24 protein-coding genes are annotated in these 26,945 nt (G+C 71.5%); 18 read left to right on the forward strand and 6 right to left on the reverse strand.

All coding sequences use genetic code 11. The features are described 5' to 3' along the window. Positions 1-93 precede the first annotated feature (93 nt). The 9 genes from ABZS51_RS17475 (at position 94) to ABZS51_RS17515 (ending at position 9,099) form a co-directional block, all read left to right on the forward strand. Entirely contained in the window at positions 94-1,056 is a 963-nt protein-coding gene (locus ABZS51_RS17475; RefSeq protein ID WP_355441635.1) for a DUF6772 family protein, read from the forward strand. A gap of 8 nt (positions 1,057-1,064) precedes the next feature. Then, positions 1,065-1,397, forward strand: coding sequence for a hypothetical protein (locus ABZS51_RS17480; RefSeq protein ID WP_355441638.1), 333 nt, complete (start codon positions 1,065-1,067; stop codon positions 1,395-1,397). 13 nt (positions 1,398-1,410) lie between these two features. Beyond that, on the forward strand, positions 1,411-2,958 hold the full coding sequence (locus ABZS51_RS17485) for an ABC transporter substrate-binding protein (protein WP_355441641.1): 1,548 nt from the start codon (positions 1,411-1,413) through the stop codon (positions 2,956-2,958). A gap of 66 nt (positions 2,959-3,024) precedes the next feature. Further along, a complete protein-coding gene (locus ABZS51_RS17490; protein ID WP_310712517.1) occupies positions 3,025-4,047 on the forward strand; it encodes a LacI family DNA-binding transcriptional regulator in 1,023 nt (340 codons plus the stop codon). Next, complete coding sequence (locus ABZS51_RS17495) at positions 4,044-4,970, forward strand: ABC transporter permease (RefSeq protein ID WP_355441644.1); 927 nt, start codon at positions 4,044-4,046, stop codon at positions 4,968-4,970. Before ABZS51_RS17490 ends, ABZS51_RS17495 begins: the two co-directional genes overlap by 4 nt. Continuing rightward, a complete protein-coding gene (locus tag ABZS51_RS17500; protein WP_355441647.1) occupies positions 4,970-5,878 on the forward strand; it encodes an ABC transporter permease in 909 nt (302 codons plus the stop codon). Before ABZS51_RS17495 ends, ABZS51_RS17500 begins: the two co-directional genes overlap by 1 nt. 5 nt (positions 5,879-5,883) lie before the next feature. Then, on the forward strand, positions 5,884-6,885 hold the full coding sequence (locus ABZS51_RS17505) for an ABC transporter ATP-binding protein (RefSeq protein ID WP_355441650.1): 1,002 nt from the start codon (positions 5,884-5,886) through the stop codon (positions 6,883-6,885). Further along, positions 6,869-7,894, forward strand: a complete 1,026-nt coding sequence (locus ABZS51_RS17510; RefSeq protein ID WP_355441654.1) for a dipeptide ABC transporter ATP-binding protein — start codon at positions 6,869-6,871, stop codon at positions 7,892-7,894. Before ABZS51_RS17505 ends, ABZS51_RS17510 begins: the two co-directional genes overlap by 17 nt. A gap of 11 nt (positions 7,895-7,905) precedes the next feature. Next, positions 7,906-9,099 carry a phosphatidylserine/phosphatidylglycerophosphate/cardiolipin synthase family protein gene (locus ABZS51_RS17515; protein ID WP_355441657.1) on the forward strand — a complete coding sequence of 398 codons (1,194 nt, stop codon included), beginning with the start codon at positions 7,906-7,908 and terminating at the stop codon, positions 9,097-9,099. 82 nt (positions 9,100-9,181) lie between these two features. Here the strand turns inward: ABZS51_RS17515 and nadE are convergent, their stop codons facing one another. After that, positions 9,182-10,006: an ammonia-dependent NAD(+) synthetase gene (nadE, locus tag ABZS51_RS17520; protein WP_355441725.1), complete on the reverse strand. Its 825-nt coding sequence runs from the start codon at positions 10,004-10,006 to the stop codon at positions 9,182-9,184. 196 nt (positions 10,007-10,202) lie between these two features. Continuing rightward, positions 10,203-10,463 carry a hypothetical protein gene (locus tag ABZS51_RS17525; protein WP_355441728.1) on the reverse strand — a complete coding sequence of 87 codons (261 nt, stop codon included), beginning with the start codon at positions 10,461-10,463 and terminating at the stop codon, positions 10,203-10,205. A gap of 288 nt (positions 10,464-10,751) precedes the next feature. Here ABZS51_RS17525 and ABZS51_RS17530 point away from each other — a divergent pair, with 288 nt between their 5' ends. Then, positions 10,752-16,220: a carboxyl transferase domain-containing protein gene (locus ABZS51_RS17530; protein WP_355441660.1), complete on the forward strand. Its 5,469-nt coding sequence runs from the start codon at positions 10,752-10,754 to the stop codon at positions 16,218-16,220. A 27-nt stretch (positions 16,221-16,247) separates the two neighbouring features. Here ABZS51_RS17530 and ABZS51_RS17535 read toward each other — a convergent pair whose 3' ends face one another. Beyond that, complete coding sequence (locus tag ABZS51_RS17535) at positions 16,248-16,973, reverse strand: alpha/beta hydrolase (protein WP_355441663.1); 726 nt, start codon at positions 16,971-16,973, stop codon at positions 16,248-16,250. Positions 16,974-17,172: 199 nt separating this feature from the next. Between ABZS51_RS17535 and ABZS51_RS17540 the strand changes: the two genes are divergently transcribed. Both ABZS51_RS17540 and ABZS51_RS17545 read left to right on the forward strand, forming a co-directional pair. Further along, positions 17,173-18,126, forward strand: a complete 954-nt coding sequence (locus tag ABZS51_RS17540; RefSeq protein ID WP_355441667.1) for an alpha/beta hydrolase — start codon at positions 17,173-17,175, stop codon at positions 18,124-18,126. A 91-nt stretch (positions 18,127-18,217) separates the two neighbouring features. Beyond that, on the forward strand, positions 18,218-18,847 hold the full coding sequence (locus ABZS51_RS17545; RefSeq protein WP_355441671.1) for an alpha/beta fold hydrolase: 630 nt from the start codon (positions 18,218-18,220) through the stop codon (positions 18,845-18,847). Here the strand turns inward: ABZS51_RS17545 and ABZS51_RS17550 are convergent. Next, positions 18,770-21,103 carry a helix-turn-helix domain-containing protein gene (locus ABZS51_RS17550; protein ID WP_355441673.1) on the reverse strand — a complete coding sequence of 778 codons (2,334 nt, stop codon included), beginning with the start codon at positions 21,101-21,103 and terminating at the stop codon, positions 18,770-18,772. The genes ABZS51_RS17545 and ABZS51_RS17550 overlap by 78 nt on opposite strands. Positions 21,104-21,456: 353 nt before the next feature. Between ABZS51_RS17550 and ABZS51_RS17555 the strand changes: the two genes are divergently transcribed. Continuing rightward, a complete protein-coding gene (locus ABZS51_RS17555) occupies positions 21,457-21,831 on the forward strand; it encodes a DUF2255 family protein (protein WP_355441677.1) in 375 nt (124 codons plus the stop codon). Between the two features lie 234 nt (positions 21,832-22,065). Continuing rightward, positions 22,066-22,203, forward strand: a complete 138-nt coding sequence (locus ABZS51_RS17560) for a hypothetical protein (protein ID WP_355441680.1) — start codon at positions 22,066-22,068, stop codon at positions 22,201-22,203. Positions 22,204-22,220: 17 nt separating this feature from the next. Here the strand turns inward: ABZS51_RS17560 and ABZS51_RS17565 are convergent, their stop codons facing one another. Further along, positions 22,221-23,192, reverse strand: coding sequence for an ABC transporter permease subunit (locus ABZS51_RS17565; protein ID WP_355441683.1), 972 nt, complete (start codon positions 23,190-23,192; stop codon positions 22,221-22,223). Between the two features lie 143 nt (positions 23,193-23,335). On the opposite strand from ABZS51_RS17565, the gene ABZS51_RS17570 reads away from it, so the two are divergent. From ABZS51_RS17570 to ABZS51_RS17580, 3 genes are read left to right on the forward strand one after another with little or no spacing between them, the layout of a single operon-like run. After that, the gene (locus ABZS51_RS17570) at positions 23,336-23,725 is read left to right on the forward strand and encodes a hypothetical protein (RefSeq protein ID WP_355441685.1); all 390 of its coding nucleotides are present in this window, start codon (positions 23,336-23,338) and stop codon (positions 23,723-23,725) included. Beyond that, a complete protein-coding gene (locus tag ABZS51_RS17575) occupies positions 23,722-24,678 on the forward strand; it encodes an MFS transporter (RefSeq protein WP_355441688.1) in 957 nt (318 codons plus the stop codon). The genes ABZS51_RS17570 and ABZS51_RS17575 overlap by 4 nt, the downstream gene beginning before the upstream one ends. Then, on the forward strand, positions 24,663-24,986 hold the full coding sequence (locus tag ABZS51_RS17580; protein ID WP_355441691.1) for a hypothetical protein: 324 nt from the start codon (positions 24,663-24,665) through the stop codon (positions 24,984-24,986). Before ABZS51_RS17575 ends, ABZS51_RS17580 begins: the two co-directional genes overlap by 16 nt. Before the next feature lie 215 nt (positions 24,987-25,201). On the opposite strand, the gene ABZS51_RS17585 is transcribed toward ABZS51_RS17580, so the two are convergent. After that, on the reverse strand, positions 25,202-26,068 hold the full coding sequence (locus tag ABZS51_RS17585) for an NAD(P)H-binding protein (protein WP_355441694.1): 867 nt from the start codon (positions 26,066-26,068) through the stop codon (positions 25,202-25,204). A gap of 114 nt (positions 26,069-26,182) precedes the next feature. Here ABZS51_RS17585 and ABZS51_RS17590 point away from each other — a divergent pair, with 114 nt between their 5' ends. Then, positions 26,183-26,872, forward strand: a complete 690-nt coding sequence (locus ABZS51_RS17590) for a TetR/AcrR family transcriptional regulator (RefSeq protein WP_355441697.1) — start codon at positions 26,183-26,185, stop codon at positions 26,870-26,872. The last annotated feature ends 73 nt before the right edge of the window (positions 26,873-26,945 follow it).

Consider the following 26,945-nt stretch of genomic DNA (forward strand, 5'->3'; position numbering starts at 1 on the left):
CGCGACAAGTTAGCGTCCTCGAAACCTGGAATTAACGTTCACGTGAACGTTAATCCACCCAGGGAATTCATCGATGGGAAGGACGCCTCCAGCGTGGAGACCACCCATGTTCCGGCTGATGATCTACGGCGCGCACTGATCGCGGCGGATCCGAAGCTGTCCAAGTTCAATCCCCTGCCGCGCATCCTCGCTTTCGACGAGTTCAACACCGGGACACACGGCTGGTGCGAACTCATCGGCAATCACGACGGATACGGCGATCTCGACACCGTCGACGTCCACATGCGCGACTTCCGGCCGCCGCAGCTCAGCTCGTGCGATTTCTTCGACATCGGCACCCACGCCGCGATGAGCGGCAACTACGCGCTCAAGGTCGCCACCCGGCCGGTGACGGGCCACACCGCCGTCGCCATCCGCCGCCTGACCATGGCGCAGCGAGGGGTGGTGCAGTTCGAGACGTACTTCACCTACAAGAGCGAGGCGGCCACCGCCGACTCCTCGCTCGGCAACAGCTTCGGCGACATCGAGTGGGACGGCAACCTGCACCCGTCGGAGGCCCAGTTCGGCGCGTTCACCGTGGCCACGGACCTGTGCGACGGCGAGGGCATCCGCTACCACTGCGTCGCCCGCTACCAGAACACCGACCTGGACAACCGGCTGACTCGGCGCTGGGTCTACCCGGTGGTGCCCGAGCCCACCCCCAGGGAGAACCTGCACAACCAGGAGAACCTGTCGCCCACCGAGGACTTCACCGCGCCCCGCCCGGAGGACTGGCACGCGCTGGAGGAGGAGCCGCAGTTCCTCTGCTACAACGAGGTCCCGACCAAGGTCAATTGGCATTACCTGCGCTGGCAGTTCGACACCAGGACCCGGACGAATATCGAGCTTCAGGTCAACGACCGGATCATGGACATGCGCCAGGTGCCGGTCCCCCAGTATCCCGACAAGTACGACGGCCTGGAGAACCTGCTCAATTTCTACGTGAGCGTGCGCACCCATTCCCCGGTACGCAACTTCCTCTTCCTTGATTCCGCACTTATTTCCGTGGATTGGTGAACATCGGCATGAGGCATGCTCTTACCGCGGTTCTGGAGCGCAACACCACTTTCACCGCCGACTTCACGACCGAGCCGTACGAGGCCGGGTGGGCGGCGGAGGCGCGCTGGTTCGTGCGGACCCTGGCTCTGGAGGGCGAGGCGCCCGCTCTGGAGCTGACCACCCAGATCTCTCCCGACGGCCTGCACTGGTGCGACGACGACGCCGGACAGGTCACCACCGAGCCGGGGCTGGTGTCCTGGCGGGTGCGGGAGTTCGGCCACTGGCTGCGCGTGCGCGGCACCCTGACCGGGTCCGGCGCCAAGGCCAAGGTCCTGATCTACCTGGCGCTCAAGAGCTGAGAGAGGAACGGACATGACAGCAACGGAGGGAGTGGGCAGGCGGCGGTTCCTGACCCTCCTGGGAGCTGGGGTCGCCGGCGCCTCCCTCCCCGCCCTGGTCTCCGGGTGCGCCCCCGGCGCCCCGGGGACGGCGGCGGCACCGGGACGGAACCGGCCGCTCAGCGCCGCGTTCTACCAGGCCATCAACGACCTGGACCCGCACGGGGCGAGCGCGGTCGACGAGGCGTCGCTGCTGGCCAACCGGCAGATCTACGACACCCTCGTCACGCGGAGGGGCGAGGAGCTCGCGCCGAGCCTGGCCACGTCCTGGCGGCAGCCCGACGACACCTCGTGGGAGTTCACCCTGCGCGAGGACGTCGTCTTCCACGACGGCGCCAAGCTGACCTCGGCCGACGTCAAGGCGTCGCTGGAGCGGCTGGCCGCCTCCGACGGCCCGCAGAAGCCCCTGTGGAGCGCCGTCGACAGCGTCGAGGCCCCCGACCCGCGCACCATCAGGATCACCACCAAGGAGCCCCTCGGCACCCTGCTGGTGAACCTGACGCTCGCCTTCGTCATCCCCGCCACGCAGATCGGCAAGGCCGACCTGTCCCGCAAGCCCATCGGCAGCGGGCCGTTCGCCGTCGAGTCGTTCACCCCGTCCTCGCAGCTCCTGCTCAAGCCCGCCGCGAAGCACTGGGGCGGCGCCGCCAAGCTGTCCGGCCTGCGCCTGCCGTACATTCCGGAGGCCTCCACGCGCATGACCTCGCTGCAGAACGGCGAGGTGGACGTCACCTGGATCATCCCGCCCGACGAGCTCAAGCGGCTGGGCGGCGTCAAGGGCGTGCGGATCGAGAGCAAGCCGGGCCTGAACTACTTCCTCGCCTGGTTCAACTGCGGACGCAAACCCTTCTCCGACCCGCGCGTGCGCCGCGCGCTCCACCACGCGCTGGACATCAAGGGCATCGTCTCCAGCCTGTACGGCGACGCCGCCACGGTCATGGACGCCCCGATCCCGCCCGCGGTCTTCGGCCACGCGCCGCAGCAGCCGTACCCGTACGACCCGGACCTGGCCAAGCGCGAGCTGGCCGAGGCCGGCCACGGCTCCGGCATCCGCACCTCGATGATGTGGTTCAAGGACACCGGCCCGCTGGCGACCGAGCTGGCGCAGTCGATCATCTCGGCCTGGGCCAAGGTCGGCGTCGTCGTGGAGCCGCAGCAGATCGAGAAGGCCGCCTGGATCAAGCGGCTGACGGCCCTCGACTGGGACATCGAGCTCCAGGTCAACACCGTGACCACCGGCGACGCCGACTACACCCTCGGCAGGCTCTACACCAGCACGGCCAACCGGATGGGCTACCGGAACAAGGAGCTCGACGGCATCCTCGCCAAGGCCCGCTCGACCTCCGACCAGGACGAGCGCAAGTCGCTGTACGGCCAGGCGTGCGAGATCATCTGGCGTGACGCGGTCGGCGTCTTCCCCGCGGCGCTGTCGAGCACGTACGGGTTGCGCTCCACCGTGACGGGATTCGTCCCCGCGGCCAACAGCCAGCCCGAGTTCCGCACGGTGTCGACCGCCGGGTGATCCATGCGGAACTCGATCGAGTCTGGGGGCAGCATGCGTAACGCACGCCGTACCACCCTGAAAGATGTGGCCGAAAGCCTCGGCGTCTCGGTGAACACCGTGTCGCGGGCGCTGGCCGACAAGGACAGCGTCGGAGTGGAGACCAGGAACCGCGTCAAGGCCGAGGCCGAGCGGCTCGGCTACGTGCCGAACGTGACGGCGCGGTCGCTGGTCCTGGGCTCCGCGAGCACGCTCGGCATGGTGATCACCAACCCGTCCAACCCGTTCTACGCCCAGCTCATCAGCGGGATGGAGCAGCACTGCCGCAGGCACGGCTACTCCCTGCTGCTGATGGCGACGGAGGAGAGCGTGGCCAACGAGCGGCGCGCGGCCGACGAGCTGCTGCGCCGCGGCGTCGACGGCGTCCTGGTGGTGGCGGTGCAGGAAGGGGCCGACCACTGGCGGCGCTTCCGCTCGGCCGGCGTCCCGCTCGTGCTGATCAACCGTGACGTGCCCGAGCTGAACACCGACCTGGTGGGCGTCGACCATGTCCGGGGCGGCTACGAGGCGGCCCGGCACGCCATCGCCATGGGCGCCAGGCAGATCTACTTCCTGGAGGAGGACCTGGGGGTGTCCTCGGTCGCCGACCGCGTCGAGGGCTACCGCCGGGCCATGGCCGACAGCGGGCTGCCCGTGGAGCCGGACACCATGATCAAGGTGCCGACCCGGCGGCTGGAGCAGAGCGCCATGCCATGGGACCCGAGCGAGGCGTACCGGCTGGCCAGGGAGGTCGTGCGGACCGCCCAGCGGCCCATGGCCTTCGTGGTCGGCAACGACTACTTCGCGCTCGGCGTCTACCGGGTGGCGGACGAGGCGGGGCTGAGGATCCCCGACGACATACTGGTCGTCGGCTACGGCGGCCACCCCTTCGCCCCGTTCGTCATCCCCTCGCTCACCACCGTGGAGCTGCCCGCGGCCGACATCGCCGTGTCGGCCGTGGACCACATGCTGCGGCGGCTCAAGCGGCCGGACGCCGACGGCCGGCCCGACCAGATCCTGTTCCCGCCGCGGCTGGTCGTGCGGGCGTCGAGCGGCGGGAGCGGCACATGACCGCCTTCGTCGCACGCCGCCTCGCCCAGGCGCTGCTGCAGATCTGGGGCGCCATCACGATCGTGTTCATCGCGCTGCGCGTGCTGCCGGGCGACCCGGCCGAGCTCATCCTCGGCAGCCAGGCCACCCCCGAGGCGCTGGAATCGCTGCGCACGCAGCTCGGCCTGCGCGACCCGCTGCTCGTGCAGTACCTGCACCACCTGCAGGACGTCGTCCGGCTCGACTTCGGCCAGTCCTGGCGGCAGGGCGTCAGCGCCCTCGACGCCTGCCTGGAACGGCTGGGCCCGACCCTGTCCCTGTCGGCGTGGGCGATGGTGATCACCGTGGTGCTGGGATTCCTCGCCGGCACCTTCGCCGCCCGGCGCGCCAACACCTGGGCCGACCACCTGGTCTCGGTGTCCTCGCTGGTCGGTCAGGCGCTGCCGCCGTTCTGGATCGGCATCATGCTGTCGCTGATCTTCGCGCGGTGGATGCAGATCCTGCCCAGCACGGCCGACGGGACGATGGCCGCTCTGCTGCTGCCCGCTCTCACGCTGGCGCTGCCGTTCGTGGGCTGGCTGGGCCGGCTCGTGCGCACGGGCGTCCTGGAGGAGACCAACCAGGACTACGTCCGCACGGCGTACGCCAAGGGGCTGAGCCACCGGGTGGTCTTCTACATCCACGTGCTGCGCAACACCCTGGTGCCGGTGGTGACCATGCTGGGCCTGCTCATGGGCTACTTCATCGCCAACGGCGTCATCGTCGAGGTGATCTTCGCCTGGCCCGGGATCGGGTCGCTGCTGGTCGACTCGATCACCTTCCGCGACTACTCGGTGGTCCAGGCCGTCCTCACCGTCATCACGGTCTGCTACATCATGCTCAACCTGCTGGTCGACGTGCTGTACGTGTACCTCGACCCCAGGGTCCAGTTGGAGAACGCCTGATGCCAGTGAAAGCCCCTGACCGGAGCGACGCGACGGCGTCACCGAACATGCCCAAGCGGCTCACCGTGACCCAGCGGCTGGCCGGGCTGCCGGCGCGTGCCCACCTGGCCCTCGGGATCGTCGCGCTGTTCGTGGTGGCCGGCCTGCTCGGGCCGCTGCTGGTGCCCTACGACGCCGCCCTGACCAGCCCGGTCGACCGGCTGCTGCCGCCCGGCAGCCGGCTGTCCGACGGCGCCGTCGCGTGGCTGGGCACCGACCAGGTCGGCCAGGACGTTCTGGCCGAGGTCCTCGCCGGGATGCGCACGTCGCTGACCGTGGCGCTGGTGACCGTGGCCGTCGGCGGATCGGTCGGGCTGCTGCTCGGCCTGCTGTCGGGCTACTTCGGCGGCTGGGCCGACGGGGTGATCTCCCGGATCGGCGACATCCAGCTCGCCTTCCCCAGCCTGCTGCTCGCGATCCTGCTGGCGGGCGTTCTCGGCCCGAGCATGGTGAACGTCATCATCGCGCTGGCGGTGACCCGCTGGGTGATCTTCGCCCGGGTGGTGCGCGGCTCGGCGATCGCGGTCCGCGACCGGGAGTTCGTGGACTCGGCCCGGGTGATGGGCGCCTCCCACGGCCGCATGCTGCTCCACTACATCCTGCCGTCGTGCCTGCCGCCCCTGCTCGTGGCGGCGACCGTACAGGTCGGGCTGACCATGGTCGCCGAGGCGTCACTGAGCTTCCTCGGCCTCGGCGTGCCCTCCTCCCAGGCGTCGTGGGGCTCGACGATCGCCGAGGGCCGCGACTACCTGGCGTCGGCCTGGTGGATCGCCGCCGCGCCCGGCTCCGCCCTGGCGCTGGTGGTGGTGAGCATCGGGATCCTCGGTGACCTGCTGCGCGACGCCTCCGACCCGATGACGGAGCTCTGACGACGGTGCACGAAACCAGGACACCCCTGCTGGAGGTCGAGGACCTGGCCGTGGAGTTCGACACGCCGAGAGGCCCGCTGCGGGCCGTGCGCGGGGTGTCGTTCCAGGTCGGCGAGTGCGAGACGCTGGCGATCGTCGGCGAGTCCGGCAGCGGCAAGAGCGTCACGGCGCACACGCTGATGGGGCTGACGCCCCTGCTGGCCAGGGTCGCCGGTGGACGCGTCGCGATCGAGGGCCGCGACGTCGTCGGCCTGCCCGACCGCGCATGGCAGAAGCTGCGCGGCGAACGGATCGCGATGATCTTCCAGGACCCGCTGAGCGCGCTCAACCCCTCGCTGACCGTGGGCTACCAGATCGCGGAGATGTTCCGCAGGCACCGGGGCACCGGCCGGGCCGAGGCCCGCCGCCGCGCCGCCGAGCTCATGGCCCAGGTCGGCATCCCGGACGCCGAACGGCGGCTGAACGACCACCCGCACCGCTTCTCCGGCGGCATGCGCCAGCGCGTCATGATCGCGATGGCGCTGGCGCTCGACCCGATACTGCTCATCGCCGACGAGCCGACCACCGCGCTGGACGTCACCGTGCAGGCGCAGATCCTGCGGCTGCTGCGCCGGCGCCAGCAGGCCGACCGGCTCGGCATGATCCTCATCAGCCACGACCTCGGGGTGGTCGCCCGCGCCGCCGACCGGGTCGCGGTGATGTACGCGGGCCGCATCGTCGAGACCGGCACCGTCGCCGAGGTCTACCAGCGGCCCGCGCACCCGTACACGATCGGGCTGATGCGGGCGGTGCCCACCGTGCGGGACGGCGACGCCCCGCTGGAGGCGATCGAGGGCCATCCGCCCGACCTCGCCGCGCCGCCCACGGGCTGCGCCTTCCACCCGCGCTGCCCGTTCGCCCGGGACGTCTGCCGCGAAGAAGACCCGCAGCCGCGTGACCTCGGCCCGCGCCGGGCCAGCGCCTGCCACTTCGCCGAGGAGATGATCGCGCATGCCCGCACCCGCTGAGCCCCTGCTGGAGCTGACGGACCTCGTCACCGGCTACCGCGTGCGCAGCGGCATCGGCCGCCCCGGCGGGCAGGTGCGGGCCGTGGACGGGGTGAGCCTGACCGTGCGCCCCGGCGAGACCGTCGGGCTGGTCGGCGAGTCCGGCTGCGGCAAGTCCACGATCGCCCGCACCATCGTCGGCCTGGTACGGCCCTCCAGCGGCAAGGTGCTGTTCGAGGGCCGCGACCTGACGGCGCTGCCCGCCAAGGAGATGCGCAGGCTCCGCCAGGAGATCCAGCTCATCTTCCAGGACCCGTACGCCGCGCTGAACCCCCGCATGACCGTCGCCGCGCTGATCAAGGAGGCGTGGCGGATCCACCCCGGGCTGGTGCCGCGCGAGCGGTGGGACGAGGAGGTGCGCGGCCTGCTGAGCCGCGTCGGACTGCGCCCCGAGCACGCCGACAGGTACCCCCACCAGTTCTCCGGCGGCCAGCGGCAGCGCATCAGCATCGCCCGCGCGCTGGCCGTGCGGCCCCGGCTGATCGTCTGCGACGAGGCGGTGTCCGCCCTGGACGTCTCGGTGCGGGCGCAGATCCTCAACCTGCTGCGCGAGCTGCAACGCGACCTGGGCGTGGCGTACCTGTTCATCTCCCACGACCTGGGCGTCGTCCGCCACCTCTGCGACCAGGTCGCGGTGATGTACCTGGGCAAGATCGTGGAAACCGGCTCCAAGGAGGGCGTCTACCAACGGCCGTCGCACCCGTACACGCAGGCGCTGCTGTCGGCGGCGCCGAGCCTGGACGACTGGCGGGGCGACGAGCGCGGCGAGATCGTCCTGAGCGGAGATGTTCCCTCACCGTTGAACCCCCCGTCAGGCTGCCGTTTCCGTACGCGCTGCTGGCGTGCCCAGGATCGATGCCGGGACGAGGAGCCGGCGCTCGTCGACCGGGACACGGGTCATCCGGTCGCCTGCCACTTCCCCGAAGCCGTCCCCACCCCGAGCACGACGGCGGCCGAGACCGCCTCATGAAGGAGCGACCGATGTCAGGCAAGGTCCTGTCCATGCTGGCGGCCGGAGCAGTCACGGCCACGGCCGCGTTAGCGGGCGCCCCCGTGGCCAGCGCCGAGAGCGCGATCGCCTCGGCCTGCACCGACACGCCGGTGACCAGCGGCGCGGTCTTCAACCAGCCGGTGGGCGGGGACCCGGCCGCCCTCGTGCGCGAGCTGTGCGGCCTGGTCCGCCGGGCGCCCGCCGCCTCCCGCATCCAGCTCGCCCACTTCGTCATGTCCGGCGCGGCCGGCACCGGCTTCGCCGACGAGCTGATCAGCGCCCACCGGCGCGGCGTGGACGTCCAGGTGATCCTGGACGGCGACACGCGCGGGGCGGGCGTGGCGGGGCGGCTGTCGGCCGAGCTGGGCACCGACACCTCCGCCGGCTCCTGGGTGCACGTGTGCACGGGCCCCCCGTCCGGCGGCACCGCCGCGTGCATCGGCGACAAGGGCCAGCACAACAAGTTCTACCTGTTCTCGCGGACCGGCGACGTCTCCGACGTGGTGGTGCAGTCCTCGGCCAACCTGACCGACCTCAACTCCTCCACGTACTGGAACAACCTGGTCGTCCTGCCCGGCAACAAGCGGCTGTTCGCGGCCTACAGCGGCTACTTCGCCGACCTGGCGGCCGAGCGCAAGAACCTCGACTACTACCGTGTCACCACCACCGGCGGGCCGGGCGGTTCGGTACGGGCCCACTTCTTCCCCCGGGCGGGCACGGACGCCGGCACCGACCCCATCGTGGACTACCTCGGCAAGGTGTCCTGCCGCGGCGGCACGACCATCCGCGTCGGCATGTCGGAGTGGGACACCTACCGCATCGCGATCCCCGAGAAGCTCCGGAGCCTGGCCGCCCAGGGCTGCACGGTCCGGATCGTCTACGGCATCATGGACGAGGAGGTCAAGAGCCTGCTGCTGGCCGAGCCGAGGATCGAGCTGCGCACGCTGGGCGACGGCGGCGCGCTGCCCGGCCGCGTCCACTCCAAGTACCTCCTCGTCGAGGGCTCCTTCGACGGCGACCGCGACGCCCGCTGGGTGTTCACGGGCAGCCACAACTACAACGAGACGTCGCTGCGCCGCAACGACGAGACGCTGCTGCGGCTCAACGACAGGCGCGTCTACCGGCAGTACGTGGACAACTTCGAGCGGATGCGCGCGGTGGCCCCCCTCGCCACCGCCTCCTGACCCCTGCCACCGGTCACCGGCCACCGGCGTCCCGGGCGGGACGTGTCCCGGCCCGATCGCCCCCTGATCGCGGCCCCGCGGATCAGCGGGCCGTTCCGGGGGCGATCGGCGGCTGCCGCTTGTGCTCGGTGAGCCGGTAGCGGGCGGCGATGGCCGCGAAGGCGGCCTCGCCGACCGGCTTGCCTTCCAGGAAGTCGTCGATGTCGTCGTAGGTGACGCCGAGCGTCTCCTCGTCCGGCTTGCCCGGGTTCAGGGTCTCCAGGTCCGCCGTCGGGGTCTTCCAGACCAGCGCGGACGGCGCGCCCAGGGCCTCCGACATGGCCCGTACGCGCCGCTTGGTCAGGCCGGTGAGCGGGACCACGTCGGCCGCGCCGTCGCCGAACTTGGTGAAGAAGCCGGAGACCGCCTCGGCGGCGTGGTCGGTGCCCACCACCAGGCCGGCGTGCGCGCCCGCCACCGCGTACTGGGCGATCATGCGCTGCCGGGCCTTGATGTTGCCGTGCACGAAGTCCTGCTGGTGCTCGTCGCGGAAGACCATGCCGCCGGCCAGCAGCGCCTCCAGCGCGGCGTCGGCCGCGGACTTCACATCGACGGTCAGGACCTGGTCGGGCCGGATGAACTCCAGCGCCAGCTGCGCGTCCTTCTCGTCGGCCTGGGCGCCGTACGGCAGCCGCATCGCGAAGAACGTCGCCTCACCTCCGGCGGCACGGACCCGCTCGGCCGCGAGCTGGCACAGCCGGCCCGCGGTCATGGAGTCCACCCCGCCGCTGATGCCCAGCACCAGCGAGCGCAGGCCCGTGGAGGTCAGCTGATCGGCGAGGAAGGCCACCCGGCGCTCGATCTCCTGCCCTGCGTCGAAGGTCGCGCTCACCTGGAGATCCCGGGCGATCCCCTGCTGCAGGGACATGGACGCCAGGTCGGTCACGGTCGCTCCTCGGTCGTGCTCGTGCTCGTGCTCGTGCTCGTGCTCGTGCTCGTGCTCGTGGCGGGGGCCACGGACGCGTGTGGGACGCAAAGCACTCTAGAGGACGGCCGTGCGGCCGTGCTCGGGGCGCCCCCGCACCTGAGGGCCGCGCCACGCCCGTGCGGGATCGCCGGAGGCGTCAGGCGGTGTCGAGCCCGAGGTGCCGGGCGACGGCGGCCACCTGATCGGCGAAGTGCTCGATGAACTCGGGCGATCCGGGATCGGCGTCGCAGACGCTCTCGATGACCTGCGGCAGCGTGGTGGTCGCCATGGCCGCGGCCATCAGCATCACCAGCAGGCACGCCGGGTCCACCTCGGCCGGAAGCCGGCCCGACTCCTGCAGCGCGCGCAGCTCGGCCACGCTGCCGGCGAGCTGCTGCGCGCCGCCCGCGGCGAGCAGTCACTCATCGACGCGGTCGCCGCCTACGAGCGCGTCATGCTCCCGCGCGGCCTCGACGCCGTCGACCACTCCCTCCGGATGGCGAGTCAGACCTTCGGCAGGACGTTCTGACCAGGATCACGGGGGCGAGCCGGCGCGATTTTGGTGGTTTTCCCACAACTCGGGGCGCGTAACGTGCGCTGTCTGCGACATGGCGGTGCCCACCCGGTAGAGGGAAGGGTGGAGACTACCGGGGGGGCCGCCGCGTCGCGGCGCGCACATCATTGGTCTACAGGAGGGCTCGGTCGGGTGTTCAGTCGTGTCGCCATCGTCAACCGTGGTGAGGCCGCCATGCGGCTCATCCACGCCGTCCGGGACGTCGCCGCGGAGACCGGGACACGGATGGAGACCGTCGCCCTGCATACCGACGTGGACCGCACCGCCACGTTCGTGCGCGAGGCCGACATCGCCTACGACCTCGGCCCCGCCTCCGCCCGGCCGTACCTCGACCTGAAGGTGCTCGAGCGCGCCCTGGTGGAGACCGGCGCCGACGCCGCCTGGGTCGGCTGGGGCTTCGTCGCTGAGGACCCGGCGTTCGCCGAGCTGTGCGACAAGATCGGCGTCACCTTCGTCGGGCCCAGCGCGGAGGCCATGCGCAAGCTCGGCGACAAGATCGGCGCGAAGCTGATCGCCGAGGAGGTCGGCGTGCCGGTCGCGCCGTGGAGCCGCGGCCCGGTCGAGACCCTGGACGCCGCCCTGGCCGCGGCGGCCGGGATCGGCTACCCGCTGATGCTGAAGGCCACCGCCGGCGGCGGCGGGCGCGGCATCCGCGTGATCACCGACGAGGCCGAGCTCGCCGACGCCTACGAGCGCACCAGCCAGGAGGCCGCGCGGGCGTTCGGCAGCGGCGTCGTGTTCCTGGAGCGCCTCGTCACCGGCGCCCGGCACGTCGAGGTCCAGGTGATCGCCGACGGCGAGGGCACCGCGTGGGCGCTCGGCGTCCGCGACTGCTCGATCCAGCGGCGCAACCAGAAGGTCATCGAGGAGTCGTCGTCCCCGGTGCTCAGCCCCGTGCAGACGGCCGAGCTCAAGGCGGCGGCCGAACGCCTGGCCATCGCCGTCGGCTACCGCGGCGCGGCCACGGTCGAGTTCCTCTACCACCCCGGCGACAAGCAGTTCGCCTTCCTCGAGGTCAACACCCGCCTGCAGGTCGAGCACCCCATCACCGAGGTCACCACCGGCTTCGACCTGGTCAAGGCACAGCTGCAGGTGGCCTCCGGCGGCAGGCTCCAGGGCGCGCCGCCGCTGGAGCGCGGACACGCCATCGAGGCCCGCCTGAACGCCGAAGACCCCGACCGCGACTTCGCGCCCTCGCCCGGCCGCATCGCCCGCCTCGACCTGCCCGCCGGGCCCGGCATCCGCGTCGACACCGGGGTCAGCGAGGGCGACACCATCCCCGCCGACTTCGACTCCATGATCGCCAAGATCATCGCCTACGGCCGCGACCGCGACGAAGCCCTCGGCAGGCTGCGCCGCGCCATGGCGCAGACCACGGTCATCATCGAGGGCGGCGCGACGAACAAGAGCTTCGTGCTCGACCTGCTCGACCAGCCCGAGGTCATCGACGCCAGCGCCGACACCGGCTGGATCGACCGCGTCCGCGGCGAAGGCCGGCTCGTCTCCCACCGCCACTCCGCCGTCGCGCTGGCCGCCGCCGCCATCGAGGCGTACGAGGAGGAGGAGCGCGTCGAACGGCAGCGGCTGCTGTCGACCGCGTTCGGCGGACGCCCCCAGGTGCAGCACCAGAGCGGCCGGCCGCTCGGCCTCAAGCTGCGCGGCGCCGCCTACCGCGTCCGCGTCGCCCGGGTCGGCGCGCACCGCTTCCGCGTCGGCGTCGAAGCCGGCGACGACGTCCGCATCGCCGACGTCGAGCTCGACCGCTTCGACCGGCACACCGGCCAGATCATCGTCAACGGCACCCGCTACCGCCTGCTCACCGGCACGCACGGCCCCACCCACCTGGTCGAGGTGGACGGCGTGACCCACCGGATCAGCCGCGACGAGGGCGGCGTCGTCCGCTCACCCGCACCCGCGCTCGTCGTCGCCACCCCGCTGCAGGTCGGCGCCGAGGTCGAGGCCGGCGCGGCGGTGCTGGTGCTGGAGAGCATGAAGATGGAGACCGTGCTGCGGGCTCCGTTCAAGGCGCGGCTGACCGAATGCGTCGTGTCCGTCGGCAGCCAGGTGGAGACCGGCGCGCCGCTGCTGCGCCTTGAGCCGCTCGGCGACGACACCGAGGCCGCCGCCGGCTCCACCCACTCCGTCGAGCTCGACCTGCCGGCCGCGCCCGGCGAGATCCCGGCGCGCCGGCGCGCCACCCGCGGCCAGGAGGACCTGCGCAGCCTGCTGCTCGGCTTCGACGTCGACCCGCACGACGAACGCCGGCTCCTCGACGACTACCTCACCGCCCGCAAGGCGGCCACCGACGACGGCCACCGGCCGCTCGCCGAAGAGCTCGAACTCATCGACGTGTTCGCCGACCTCGCCGAGCTGAGCCGCAACCGCCCGGCAGGCGAGGACATCGGCGGCGACGGCGGCGACAGCCACGTGCACAGCCCCCGCGAGTACTTCCACACCTACCTCCAGAGCCTCGACGTCGAACGGGCCGGCCTGCCGCAGTCCTTCCAGGCCAAGCTCGCCAAGGCACTCAGCCACTACGGCGTCACCACCCTGGAGCCCTCCCCCGAGCTCGAAGCCGCGGTGTTCCGCATCTTCCTCGCCCAGCAGCGCGCCTCCGCCGACGCCACCGTCATCGCGACGCTGCTGCGCGCCTGGCTGCGGGAGGCGCCGCCGGACGAGGCGCTGCGCGAGCCCGCCGGCCTCGCCCTGGAGCGGCTCGTGGCCGCGACACAGGTCCGCTTCCCCGTGGTCGCCGACCTCGCCCGCGGCGTGGTGTTCGCCTGGTTCGCCCAGCCGCTGCTGCGCCGCAACCGCGCCAGCGTCTACGCCCAGGTCCGCAAGCACCTGCGCCACCTGGACGCCCACCCCGACGCGCCCGACCGCGCCGAGCGCGTCGCCGAGATGGTCCGCAGCACCGAACCGCTGGTACGGCTGCTCGGCCAGCGGCTCATCCGCGACGACCTCGACAACGCCACCATGCTGGAGGTGCTGACCCGGCGCTACTACGGCAACAAGGGCCTCACCGGCGTCCGCACCAGCCAGGTCGCCGGCTGCACGTTCGTGGTCGCCGAGCGCGCCGGCTCGTGCGTCGTCTCCTCCGCGGTCGGCTTCGAAGCGCTGGGCGACGCCCTGCGCGGCCTGGCCGAGCTCGCCGACGGCGAGGACGCCATCGACGCCGACATCTACCTCGCCTGGGAGAACCAGCCGCAGGACTCCGACGCGATGGCGGCCGCCCTGCACGAGGTCGTCAGCGCCCACCCGCTGCCCAGCCAGGTCCGCAGGCTCACGACCACGGTCGCGGGCAGCCGTGGCGCGGTGATGCACCACCACTTCACCTTCCGCCCCTCGCCCACCGGGATGACCGAGGAGCGGCTCATCCGCGGCCTGCACCCGTTCATCGCCCAGCGCATGCAACTGGAGCGGCTGAGCAAGTTCGACCTCACCCGCCTGCCGTCCTCGGACGAGGAGGTCTACCTCTTCCAGTGCGTGGCCCGGGACAACCCCTCCGACGACCGTCTCGTCGCCTTCGCCCAGGTACGCGACCTGACCGAGCTGCGCGAGCACGACGGCCGGCTGGTGGCGCTGCCGACCGCCGAGGACACCATCGCCTCCTGCCTCGACTCCATCCGCCGCGCCCAGGCACTGCGACCGTCCGCCAGACGCTTCAACACCAACCGCATCGTCGTCTACGTCTGGCCGCCGATCGACATCACCCGCGCCGAAGTGGAAATGATCGCCGGACGCGTGCGCCCCACCACCGCGGGCGCCGGGCTGGAGGAGATCCTGTTCATCGCGCGCCAACGCGACCGCAGGACCGGCGAGCTGACCAAGGTCGCCGTCCGCATCTCCTTCGACGCCGCCGGCGGCACCGAGCTGACCATCGGCGAGCCGTCCGACGAGCCCGTCGAACCGCTCGACGACTACCGGCAGAAGGTGCTGCGCGCCAGCAGCCGCAACACCGTCTACCCGTACGAGCTGACCGGCCTGCTCGGCGACTTCACCGAGCACGACCTCGACGACCAGCACGCGCTGGTGCCGGTCGACCGGCCCAAGGGGCGCAACACCGCCGCCCTCGTCGCGGGCGTGGTCACCACGCCGACCCCGCGCCACCCCGAGGGCGTCACCAGGGTCGTGCTGCTCGGCGACCCGACCAAGTCACTCGGCGCCCTGTCGGAGCCCGAGTGCCGGCGCGTGATCGCCGCCCTGGACCTCGCCGAACGGATGCGCGTGCCGCTGGAGTGGTACGCCCTGTCCTCCGGCGCCCGCATCTCCATGAAGTCCGGCACCGAGAACATGGACTGGGTCGCCGCCGCGCTCAAGCGGATCGTCGAGTTCACCCAGGACGGCGGCGAGATCAACATCGTCGTCGCGGGCATCAACGTCGGCGCCCAGCCCTACTGGAACGCCGAGGCGACGATGCTCATGCACACCAAGGGCATCCTGATCATGACGCCGGACTCGGCGATGGTCCTCACCGGCAAGCAGGCACTCGACTTCTCCGGCGGCGTCTCGGCCGAGGACAACTTCGGCATCGGCGGCTACGACCGGGTCATGGGCCCCAACGGGCAGGCCCACTACTGGGCGCCCAACCTGACCGCCGCGCGCCACGTCCTCATGTCGTACTACGACCACACCTACATCGCACCCGGCGAGCACGCACCACGACGGGCGACCACCACCGACCCCGTCAACCGCGACATCTCCGACTTCCCGCACGCCCTGGACGGCAGCGACTTCACCGCCGTCGGCCAGATCTTCTCCCCCGAGGCCAACCCCGACCGCAAGAAGCCCTTCGACATCCGCACCGTGATGCGGGCGCTGTCCGACCAGGACCACCCCGTGCTGGAACGCTGGGCGGGCATGGCCGACGCCGAGACCGCGGTCGTCCAGGACGTCCACCTCGGCGGCATCCCCGTGTGCCTGCTCGGCATCGAGTCACGCTCCGTGCCGCGACGCGGCTTCCCGCCCACCGACGGCCCCGACACCTACACCGCCGGCACCCTGTTCCCCCGTTCGTCCAAGAAGGCCGCCCGAGCGATCAACGCGGCCAGCGGCAACCGGCCCCTCGTGGTGCTGGCCAACCTGTCCGGCTTCGACGGCTCACCCGAGTCGATGCGCAAGCTGCAACTGGAGTACGGCGCCGAGATCGGCCGCGCGATCGTGAACTTCCGCGGCCCCATCGTGTTCTGCGTCATCTCCCGCTACCACGGCGGCGCGTTCGTGGTGTTCTCCAAGGCGCTCAACCCGAACATGACCGTGCTCGCCCTGGAAGGCTCCTACGCCTCCGTCCTCGGCGGCGCCCCGGCCGCCGCCGCCGTCTTCTCCGGCGACGTCAACGCCCGCACCGCGGCCGACCCCCGCGTACGCGACCTGGAGGCCCGCGTCGCGGCCGCCTCCGGCGCCGACCGCGCCGCCCTCACCGCCGAGCTCGACGAGCTCCGCTCCTCCGTCCGCGCCGAGAAGCTCGGCGAGGTGGCCGCGGAGTTCGACCGCGTGCACAACATCCGGCGCGCCGTCGAGGTCGGCTCCGTCGACGCCGTCATCAGCGCCGCCGAGCTGCGCCCGCGGATCATCGAGGCGATCGAGTCCCGCCTGCGCTGACGGTACGGGACAGGAACGCCGGCGTGTTCAGGCCGAGACGGCCCGGACCGCCTCCCGGATCACGCCGGCGACCTCCTCGGGACGGGACACCGCGATCGCGTGCGAGGCGCCCGCCACCTCGACGACCGTCGCCCCCGCCCGCTCCGCCCCGAACCGCTCCACCTCGGGGTTGATCGCCTGGTCGGCGCCGGCGACGACCGCCCACGAAGGCTTCGCCCGCCAGGCCGCCGTACTCGCGGCCTCGGCGAACGCCCCGCCCGCCAGCGGCCGCTGCGTCACCGCCAGCACCCGGGTCACCTCCGCCGGCACATCAGCGGCGAAGATCTGCGGGAACGCCTCCGGAGCGATCGTGAACTCCACGGCGCTCCCGCCGCCCTCCACCGGGTACGAAGCCTGCCGCAGGTTCGCGCCGAGCGGCGAGTCGGCGAAACGCCCCTGCAGCTCGCCCAGGCTCTCGCCGTCCTCGAGCACGTACGCGGCGACATAGACCAGACCCACGACGTTCTCCGCCGCGCCGGCCACGGTGATGACCGCGCCGCCGTACGAGTGACCGACCAGCACGACCGGACCGTCGATCTGCGCCGCCACCGAGGCGACATACGCCGCGTCGGCCGCCAGGCCACGCAGCGGGTTGGGCGGCGCCACCACGGGCACGCCATGCCCCTGCAGCTCGGCGATGACGCCGGACCAGCTGCCCGCGTCGGCGAACGCGCCGTGCACGAGGACGACCGTCGGAATGGTGCTCTCCGTCATGAGAACGCTCCTTGTCGGAAGATGTCAGGTGTTCAGCGGCGATCCCAGCACGCCACGAGCAGCCGGCACGAGGCGAAACCACACTTCTGCCTGCCGTTCTGCCTCGTCCTCGCCGGCGCCGGTTGCTTGGATGTGCGAAGGACGGCATCCCCCCACCGCGCCACAGCCTCGCCCTTTCCCACCCATCCTTGGAGCCATCGTGAACAAGCCCGTCCTCGAACCCGCCGCCCAGGCCTTCGCCGAAGCGACCGCCCAGCCGCCCTACCTCTTCCAGCTCACGCCGCAGGAAGGCCGCAAAGCCGTCGACGACGTCCAGTCCGGCCCGGCCGACAAGCCCGCCGTCGACGAGGAATGGATCACGGTCCCCGGCGGCCCCACCGGCGAGGTCAGGGCCCGCATCGTCAGGCCGGCGGGCGCCACCGGCGACCTCCCCGTGATCATCTACATCCACGGCGCCGGCTGGGTCTTCGGCAACGCCCACACGCACGACCGGCTCGTACGCGAGCTCGCCGCCGGCACCGGCGCGGCCGTCGTCTTCCCCGAGTACGACCTCTCGCCCGAACACCGATACCCGGTGGCGATCGAGCAGAACTGGACCGTGGCCCAGTGGATCGTCGCCGAGGGCGCCTCCAAGGGCCTGGACCCCGCACGCATCGCGGTGGCCGGCGACTCCGTCGGCGGCAACATGACCGCCGCACTGACGATCATGGCAAAGCAGCGCGGCGGCCTGCCGCTGCGACAGCAGGTGCTCTTCTACCCGGTCACCGACGCCGCCTTCGACACCGACTCCTACCACCAGTTCGCCGAAGGCTACTTCCTGCGCCGCGACGGCATGCAGTGGTTCTGGGACCAGTACACCACCGACGAGACCCAGCGGGCCGAGATCACCGCCTCCCCCCTGCGCGCCACCACCGCCGAGCTGACCGGCCTGCCCCCGGCCCTGGTCATCACCGGCGAGGCCGACGTCCTCCGCGACGAGGGCGAGGCGTACGCCGGCAAGCTGCGCACCGCCGGGGTGCCCGTCACCGCCGTCCGCTACCTCGGCATCATCCACGACTTCGTCATGCTCAACGCGCTGCGCGAGACGCACGCCGCCGAGTCGGCCATCGAGCTGGCCATCACCACGCTCCGCCGGGCCCTCACCGACAGCTGAGGCCAGTCCGTCAGCTGAGGCCAGTCCGTACGGGGCCGCCGTGGTGCGGCGGCCCCGTACGGACCGCCTCCCCCACCCAGGACGTCACATCGTGCCCCCAGTCCCCGTCCTCTTCCTCCCCGGCCCCTGGCGGCCACCCACCGGCTGGGGCCGCTGGGCCCCCGTGTTCGAGGAAGCCGGATACGCCGCCCTCACCCCACCGGCCCGAGCGGATCTCACCGACCTCACCGACCTCATCAGCCGGCTCGAACGCAGACCCGCCATCATCGGCCACTCCACCGGCGCGCTGCTCACCCAGATCCTCGCCGGTCGCGGCCTCGCCGCGGCCTCCGTCGCCGTCAGCCCCACCCGCGAAACCCCGCCACCCGGCTACGACCGGTTCCGCCACGCCTTCGCCAACGCCGTCCACGAGCAGGAAGCCGAGCGGCTGTACGAGACGCTCCACACCCCCGCGACCCGGCCGCACCACCCCTGGACCGAACCGGACATCCACCACACGGCCCACGACCGCGGCCCGTTACTGATCATCACCGGCGAACTCGACCGCACCGCACCCTGGGCCCTCGCCCACGCCACCTACAGAAACCACGCCCGCAACCGGCACCACCTGACCGAGATCATCGAAATGCCCGGCCGCGGCCACTCACTGACCGTCGACAGCGGCTGGCGCGAGGTCTGCGGCACCGCCCTGACGTTCATCCAGCGCTTCGTGGACCCCTGACCGCAGCTGATCAAGCTCCCTGACGACCCGCGCCGCCCGCGCCGTGTCACCAGCCCCCTCGTACAGCTCCACCGCCTCCCGGAACGCCTCCCGAGCCTCCTCCACCTCCCCCAGCCGGACCAGCGCCTTGCCCAGATTCAGCAGCGACACCGCCATGGCCCGCACGATCGGCCGCCCGCGCAACTCCGACAACGCCTGCCGGTAATGGTCGGCGGCCTCCTGCCAGCGGCCGAGCTCCAGGTAACCGTCCCCCACCAGATCCAGCGCCGCGCCCACAGCGTGGCTCACGATCGCCGGCGACCCGCCGAACGCCGGATCACGCAGCCGCTCCACCACCGCCAGGCTGTGCCGCACGGACTCCTCCACCCGGCCGACCCGCCGCAGACAGTTCCCCACGCTCACCATGGCGTGCGCGTACCCCTCCGTGTCCCCCGCCTGCCGGAAGCACTCCACCGCCTGCCGCGTATAGCCCAGCGCGACCTCCTGGCTCGGCTCGTCGTCACGCGCCCACGACGCCCACGTGGCATAGACCAGAGCCCACCCCTGCTGACGCACGTCACCGACCTCACGGGCCAGCTCCAGGGCACACAGAGCGGTCGCCTCCCCCTCCACGTGACGCGCCTGACAGTACGTCCGCGCCCACGACAGATAGTTGAGATGCGCCGCCTCCTGCGCACGGTCCCCCATCGCACGAGCGGCCCCGGCGGACAACTCGAACACCTCCGGCCAGTGCCCCCAGTGCATCCACAGGTCCGAGAACCAGTGCATCGCCCCGGCCACCTCGACGACCCGCGCGTTCTCCCCGGCCCGCGCCGCCTGCCGCAAGGCCGCCAGCCACGCCTCACCCTCCAGCTGCAGCCACTCCTGCGCCTCCTGCGAGCTGTCCAGCGCCACAGGAGAGCTCCAGTCCAGCGGCGGCGCACCATGATCCGGCTCGAACCAGCGCCCGGCGACCGTCGCCACCTCCAGCAACCAGTCGTCCATCCGCCGCCGCACCTGCCGCTGAGCCACGATGGACTCCTCCTCCGACAACCGCGCACGCGCGAACAGCCGGACCAGATCATGGAAGCGGTAACGACCGGGGTACGGCGACAGCAACAGGCCGCAATCCACCAGCTCCTCCAGAGCGTCCTCCGCCTCCCCCGGACCCAGCTCGGCCAGGACGGCCGTCATCGGCACCCCGAAATCCGGCGCCACGGCCAACGCCAACCGCCGGAACACCCGCCGAGCCTCCGCGGAGAGCTGCCGATACGACAGCGCGAACGCCGCCGCCACCGACAGATCCCCGGCGGCCAGGGACTCCACCCGCCGTCCCTCATCACCCAGCCGCGCGGCCAGGTGCCCCACCGTCCACCCCGGCCGGCTCTGCAACCGATTCCCAGCGATACGCAACGCCAACGGCAGATTCCCGCACAGGCTCGCCACCCGCGCCACGCCCTCCGACTCCGCCCCCGCACGCCCCTCGCCCACGATCGCGCTCAGCAGCGCCACCGCCTCCTCGGACGCCAGATGCGCCAGCGGAATCTGATGCACACCCTCCAGCCCCGCCAACGGCCGCCGGCTGGTCACCAGCGCCATCACCGGACCATCCGAAGGGAGCAACGGCCGCACCTGCCCCTCATGCGCCGCGTTGTCCAGAACGATCAGACACCGCCGCTCACGCAGCAGAGCACGGTAATGACCCGCGCGGTCCTCCTCATCGGCCGGGATACGCCGCTCCGCCACCCCCAGAGCCTTGAGCAGCCGCGACAACACGGTCCCCGAGTCCAACGGAACCGGGTCCATCCCCCGCAGATCCACATAGAAGCACCCGTCGGGGAACAGGTCCGCCAACTCCCCGGCGGCCCGCACGGCCAACGCCGTCTTCCCGATACCGGCCGCCCCCGAAACGGCCGCCACGACCGCGGTCCTGCCCTGACCCGCCGCCTCCGCCAACTCGCGCAGCAGGGCCAACTCCCGCGCCCGCCCGGTGAAGTCACCCACGCCACGCGGCAGCTCACACGCGCCCGGCGCACCGGCCTCCTGACGAGGCCGGCCGGCACGAGCCGCCTCCGACAACACCGTCCGCTGCGCGTCGTCGAGCCGGAGCGCATCGGCCAACGCCTCCACGGTGCGCCGCTGCGGCCCCCGGCTCGCGCCGCGCTCCATGTCGCCGATGGCCCGAACGCTGACGCCGGACGCGTGGGAGAGCTCCTCGATCGTCAGCCCGCCCGTATGACGCAAACTCCGCAGCAACGTGCCGAACGACTCCGCCACTCGTCTCCCTCGCCCTTGGGTCCACCGGCCGCCGGCTCAACCCACCCCAAACGCCGCATATCACCCTATCCGCCCTGCTGAGAGCTCACTGTCGCTGTCGTTGGTTGTGTGTTGTGACAGGTCGATGATCTTCATTCAGACCTGCGCCTTCACAATGTAGATTTCTATGGAATCCACGATCGAGTGCCGCCGATCCGTGACCGCCGGCGTCAATGGGGCACGACAAGCACTGATGCCTCGCGGCATCGACCGCCCGGCCGCTGCTCCGCCCTGCCGCACGTTCCGGCGCGCCGGGTGCGTGCCGCCGCCCGATCAATCAGCGGCTCTCAGCCACCCGTGAAGGAGACACGCCCATGACTGTCTGGACCAGCGACGAACTGCAGCGCATCGCCACCGCCGAGGAAGTGGACATCGCTCCCCAGCGCACCGACGGTAGCCTGCGCGAGCCCACCACCATCTGGGTGGTCCGCGACGGCGACGAGCTGTTCGTGCGGTCCTGGCGTGGCGGTGACGGAGCGTGGTTCCGCGCCGCCCGAGCCAGCCACACCGGCCGGATCAGCGCCGCAGGCGTCACCAAGGACGTCGCCTTCGCCGAAGAGACCGACCCGGCCGTCAACGACCGCGTCGACGCCGCCTACCGGGCCAAGTACGGCCGCTACAGCTCCTACGTCGAGCCGATGGTCGCCGCCTCCGCCCGCGCCACCACGCTCAGACTCCTGCCGCGCTGACTCCTGCCGCGCTGGCTCCTGCCGCGCTGGCTCCTGCCGCGCTGACGCGTTCGCCCGGCGAGGTGCGGATGCGGCCCCCGCGATGGCGACGACGCCCACCAGCGCTTCAGCCACGACTGCGGGCACCCGGACGCGGGGCCGAGGCCGGGCATGTCCGGCGCGCTCATGACATCGACCCTTGAGAAGGTGTCTTTGAATCCCGTCACCATAAGTGATCTTGTTGACTTCCTGAAAATGTCCGGTCGCAAACGGCCGACCGCCGCCACGCAGAACTCGTTGCTCTCGGTCCTGCATGATCCACTGCTCGCCCTCTACTGGACGCCTCGCAGGAAGGCGGTGACGGTCCTGCGCCCGGCCCTCCCGTCACCGTGATGAGGCGACAACTGGTTTCAGATGCGGGGCCGAAGGGTGCGCCGGACGGCGAGGCCGCCCAACGAGAGAGCGGGGATGAGCAGGATTCCCGCCTCGGTCCATTGGAACTGCCAGAACCTGTCCGCGGGATGAAACTCGGTCACCTGTCGATAGCCGTGGCTGAAGGAGCATCTGGCGTACTTCTTGGTCGTCTCGTCCGTCCCGCAGGGGCCGGCGAGTGCGAGCTCTCTCTCCTGAGCGGTGTACTTTATGCCGCTTCCGTCGATCCAGTAGCTCGTCACATGCAGGGAGTCATCCGGTTCGAGCTCGTCCATGACCGTGGCCTGCACGACTCGCTCCGGTGTCGCGTAGAAGGATGGCGCCCTGAGGAGTCCGAAGAATGCCAACGCGCACACCGCCAGGGTCACCGCCATCGCCGGCAGGGTCCGCCGGAACAGTGCACCCGTGGCCATGCCGAGCACGAACGCGGCCAGCCACCACGCCGCCGGCATGATGCCGACAACGCGGAACCAACTCATGTCGAAGCGGTCAACGTTGTAGGGGGGGACGTCGAAGGCGGCCAGCCACGGCTCCACGATGCCGGCCAGCACCAGCCCACCGAGCGTGACCGCGGCACCGAGCCCGATGATCTTGGCCGCCAACCAGCGCCGCCGCGTCACCGACTGGGTCCAGGTCAGCTGGTGCGTGCCCTGCTCGGACTCCCGGGCCAGCAGCGGAGCACCCCAGAAAGCGCCGATCATCGCCGGGGCCAGCAGCGGCAACCAGCTGAGTAGTTCACCCACCGACCGTATGCGCACGTTCATCTCCACGAGGTAAGCGCTGCACGCGGGCGTGTCCGCCACGCAGCCGGCGGCCGGAGCGTTCTGGGCGGCGAACTTGGCCGCGCCCAGAGCGCTGATGAGCAGGACCACGCCGAGGACGGCCAGCAGCGCCGTGGTGAGGAGCACCTGCATGCGGTGCTGCCGCCAGGTAAGCCACAACACTTCCATGTCTTCTTAGCGATCAGATAGTGGTCAGGGTCGGGCGAGGCAGCGCCGTGGTCTCGGGGCGGCGCAGGTAGGCGAGCACCAGTTCCTCCAGGCTCACGCCGGATGCTCTCCATCGCGGGTCGTGCAACGGCGCTCCCGGGCCGGTGCGGGCCAGCGTCTTCCCCGACGGGCCCTGGCGATACTGGAGCACCGTCTTCGACGACGCCTACTGCCAGGCCCATGGACTGCTCGGCAGCGGCCCCGCCGATGAGCCGGACGTGCTGAGCGTGCCCACCGAACGCGAGGTCCACCGCTGGACCCGCTGCGTCAACGTGACCGACCCGCTGGCCGGCCTCCCGGCTGACGCCCCGACAGGCTCCACTGCCGGCCCTCCGACCGACTCCCCCGCCGGCCCCCCGACCGACTGCCCCGCCGACCCCCGGACAGGCTCCCCCGCCAGCCCTCCGACCGACTTCCCCGCCGGTCCTCCGACCGACCCCTCGACCGATGCCCCTGCCGACCCCTCGACCGGCCCGCAGGCGGGCACGCGATGAGGGGCACGCTGCGGGAGTTCCGGTCCTTCGACCGGCCGATCCAGTTGCTGCAGATCAACCAGGCCGGCATCAACTTCGGCTTCTACATGCTCATGCCGTACCTGGCCCAGCACCTGGCCGTCGGCGCGGGCCTGGCGGCCTGGACGATCGGGCTCATCCTGGGCCTGCGCAACGCCAGTCAGCAGGGCATGTTCCTGATCGGTGGCACCCTGGCGGACCGGATCGGCTACAAGCCGATGATCATGGCTGGCTGCGCGCTGCGCACCTTCGGGTTCGCGCTGTTCGGGCTGACCACGTCCGTGCCGCTGCTGATCGTGGCCGCCGTGCTCACCGGGTTCGCCGGCGCGCTGTTCAACCTGGCTGCCCGTGCCTGCCTCGCCGTCGAGGCGAAAGAGCGCAAGGTGGCCGCGTTCGCCGTGTTCAACGTCTTCTACCAGGGCGGCATCCTGCTCGGCCCGCTGGCCGGCATCGCCCTGCTGAACGCCGGGTTTACCGCCGTGTGCCTGTCCGCCGCCGCCATCTTCGCCGTACTGACCGTCCTGCAGGGGCTCTGCCTGCCACGGCGGCGCGGCATGGGTCAGGCCCGCCGGCCGGTGCTGGGCGAGTGGCGGCCGGTGCTGGGCGAGTGGCGGCAGGCGTTCGGCGATCGGGCGTTCCTCTCCTTCGCCGCGGCGATGATCGCCTCCTACGCGCTGTCGTTCCAGATGTATCTGGCTCTGCCGCTGGAGGTGCAACGCCTCGGCGGCGGCCAGGCAGGGGTGATGGCCCTGTACGCGGTGTCGGCGGTGCTCGGCATCGCCGGACAGGTACGCCTGACCGCCTGGTGCGCGCAGCGGTGGAGCCGGGCCAGGCGATCAGCCGCGGCCTGGCGCTCATGGGCGTCGCCTTCCTGCCTCCGGCCGCCCTGGCACACCTGCCGCCGGCAGGGGGATGGGCGATGCTGCCCGTCCTGACCTGTACCGTCCTCCTCACCGCGGGCACACTGATCGCCTTCCCGTTCGAGATGGCCACCATCGCCGACATGGCCGGCGACCGGCTGATCGGCACCTACTACGGGATCTACAACCTGGCCTCGGGCGCCGGCATCCTGGCCGGGAACCTGGTGGCCGGCACCCTGCTGGACGTGGCCCGCACAGCGGGGCCGGCCGGCCTGCCATGGGCACTGCTGGCCGCCGCGGGCCTGGCCTCCGCGGCGGCCGTCCGGCGCCTGGACCGCCGCGACCGGCTCTCGCCCACCCCTCAGATGGCCACCGCCACCTGAACGCGAACGCCTCGCGTACGCGGCTGAGGGCCGCCGGACCGCCACTTCGTTCATGGATCCTCCTCAGCTTCTTGGACGTCCCGGCGGTCTCGCGGCGTGAGCTGGAACCGCCGGCGGTACGGGCAGGCATGAGCGCGACGGGACACCGCCGACCGGGCAGCAGGTCGTCTGCCGAGGTCACGGTTCTTCGCGACGAGCACGGGACCGTCGGCCGGTCAGTTGTCGGTGGTGGGCAGCGAGCCGTGCAGGTAGTCCTCGATCGTCGTCGCGGGACGGCCGAGGAGATCGGCCAGGGCGGGGTCGGCGGGCCCGAAGTCGCCGCGCCGGCTGGCGGCGAACATGCCGACCAGCAGCTCGGCCGCCGCTGCGGGCAGCCCGGCCGAAAGCAGACCATGCCGGTATTCCTCGTCGGAGATGACGACGTGCCGGATCGCTCGGCCGGTGATGCGCGACGCGATCTCGGCCACGCGACTCATGTCGATCGCTTCCGGGCCGGTCAACGGCGGGGTGCGGCCGTCGAATCGCCCGTCGACGAGGATGCGTGCGGCGGCCTCGGCAAGATCGGCGTGGGCGGTCCACGCGACGGGTCCGTCCTGCGGGACGCGTAGCTCACCGGTGTCCAGCGCGTGCCGCAGCAGCTGGGGCACCGTCGAGGCGTAGAAACCGTTGCGCAGGGAGGTGAACGCCGTTCCCGACGTCTGCAGGGCTTCCTCGGTTGCGGCATGGTCGGGCATCGGGGGGAACGGAGACGACGGGTCGGCGCCCATGTGGCTCGTGTAGAGGATGCGCTTGGCGCCTGCCGCCACAGCGGCGTCGATGGCGTCGCGGTGCAGGCGCACGGTTTCGGCGCCGGTGCTGTTCGCCGACACGATCAGCACGTGGGACGCGCCCTCCCACGCGTCCCGCAGGCTCGCGGGCTCGGCGAAGTCGCCGTGCCGGACCCGCACGCCACGTCGGGCGAGGCTCGCTAGTTTACGCGGGTCGCGGACGCTGACACCGATCTGCTCGGCGGCTACGAGCCGCAGCAGATGGTCCACGACGGCACTGCCGAGCTGACCACTTGCCCCGGTGACGATGATCATCGCTTCTCCCTCTCATGAGTGCGAACCGCCGAAGCAGGCTCGCTATCGCTGGAAACATGATGACCATAGCACTGTTAATAACGACGGAAACACGGTTGTGTTATCGTTGGCCACGTGGACAGCAGAGAGGTCGACTCCCCGCGCGAGCGCATCATCGCCGCAGCCCTGGAGTTGCTCGGGGAGGGCGGCGAGGAGGCGGTCTCCACCCGAGCGGTCAGTGCTGCCGCGGGGGTGCAACCTCCGACCATCTATCGCTTCTTCGGCGACAAGCAAGGGCTGCTCGACGCGGTCGCGACCCACGGCCTGCACGCCTACCTCGCCACCAAGTCCGCCGTGCCGCTGTCCGACGATCCCGTAGCCGACCTGCGCCGAGGGTGGGACCTGCACGTGGAGCTGGGCCTGGCGCGCCCCGCCCTCTACACGCTCATGTACGGCCGGCCGCGCGCCGCCGCCTCACCGGCCGCCCGTGCCGCCGCCGACATCCTGGCCCACCACATCCGACGCATCGCCGAAGCAGGCCGCCTACGGGTGCCCGAAGCACTCGCCGCCGGTCTCGTCCACGCCGCCGGCTCCGGTACGACCCTCGCCCTCATCGCCACGCCCGAAGATCAGCGCGACCCTGCCCTGTCACCCACCGCCCGCGAAGCGGTCATCGCCGCCATCACGACCGACCAGCCCATCGGACGCCAACCCGGACCAGTGACCGCCGCCGTCGCCCTGCACGCCGCTCTGCCCCACGTCGACACGCTCACCGCGGCCGAGAAGACGCTGCTGACCGAGTGGCTCGACCGCATCACCACTTGACCACCCCACCTTCCCGAACCCCCAGCTCGACCTCCCGCCAAGGCAACCGGCCGCTTCCGAGCCCGCTCGTCGT

The sequence above is a fragment of the Nonomuraea sp. NPDC005501 genome (assembly GCF_040605905.1).
Taxonomy (GTDB): domain Bacteria; phylum Actinomycetota; class Actinomycetes; order Streptosporangiales; family Streptosporangiaceae; genus Nonomuraea.

What these genes read in the sequence shown, in the direction of transcription:
- ABZS51_RS17480 (WP_355441638.1), top strand. Translation starts at nt 1,065, where the DNA reads ATGAGGCATGCTCTTACCGCGGTTCTGGAGCGCAACACCACTTTCACC.
- ABZS51_RS17485 (WP_355441641.1), top strand. Translation starts at nt 1,411, where the DNA reads ATGACAGCAACGGAGGGAGTGGGCAGGCGGCGGTTCCTGACCCTCCTG.
- ABZS51_RS17495 (WP_355441644.1), top strand. Translation starts at nt 4,044, where the DNA reads ATGACCGCCTTCGTCGCACGCCGCCTCGCCCAGGCGCTGCTGCAGATC.
- ABZS51_RS17500 (WP_355441647.1), top strand. Translation starts at nt 4,970, where the DNA reads ATGCCAGTGAAAGCCCCTGACCGGAGCGACGCGACGGCGTCACCGAAC.
- ABZS51_RS17510 (WP_355441654.1), top strand. Translation starts at nt 6,869, where the DNA reads ATGCCCGCACCCGCTGAGCCCCTGCTGGAGCTGACGGACCTCGTCACC.
- ABZS51_RS17515 (WP_355441657.1), top strand. Translation starts at nt 7,906, where the DNA reads ATGTCAGGCAAGGTCCTGTCCATGCTGGCGGCCGGAGCAGTCACGGCC.
- nadE (WP_355441725.1), bottom strand. Translation starts at nt 10,006, where the DNA reads ATGTCCCTGCAGCAGGGGATCGCCCGGGATCTCCAGGTGAGCGCGACC.
- ABZS51_RS17535 (WP_355441663.1), bottom strand. Translation starts at nt 16,973, where the DNA reads ATGACGGAGAGCACCATTCCGACGGTCGTCCTCGTGCACGGCGCGTTC.
- ABZS51_RS17555 (WP_355441677.1), top strand. Translation starts at nt 21,457, where the DNA reads ATGACTGTCTGGACCAGCGACGAACTGCAGCGCATCGCCACCGCCGAG.
- ABZS51_RS17560 (WP_355441680.1), top strand. Translation starts at nt 22,066, where the DNA reads ATGTCCGGTCGCAAACGGCCGACCGCCGCCACGCAGAACTCGTTGCTC.
- ABZS51_RS17565 (WP_355441683.1), bottom strand. Translation starts at nt 23,192, where the DNA reads ATGGAAGTGTTGTGGCTTACCTGGCGGCAGCACCGCATGCAGGTGCTC.
- ABZS51_RS17575 (WP_355441688.1), top strand. Translation starts at nt 23,722, where the DNA reads ATGAGGGGCACGCTGCGGGAGTTCCGGTCCTTCGACCGGCCGATCCAG.
- ABZS51_RS17580 (WP_355441691.1), top strand. Translation starts at nt 24,663, where the DNA reads ATGCTGCCCGTCCTGACCTGTACCGTCCTCCTCACCGCGGGCACACTG.
- ABZS51_RS17585 (WP_355441694.1), bottom strand. Translation starts at nt 26,068, where the DNA reads ATGATCATCGTCACCGGGGCAAGTGGTCAGCTCGGCAGTGCCGTCGTG.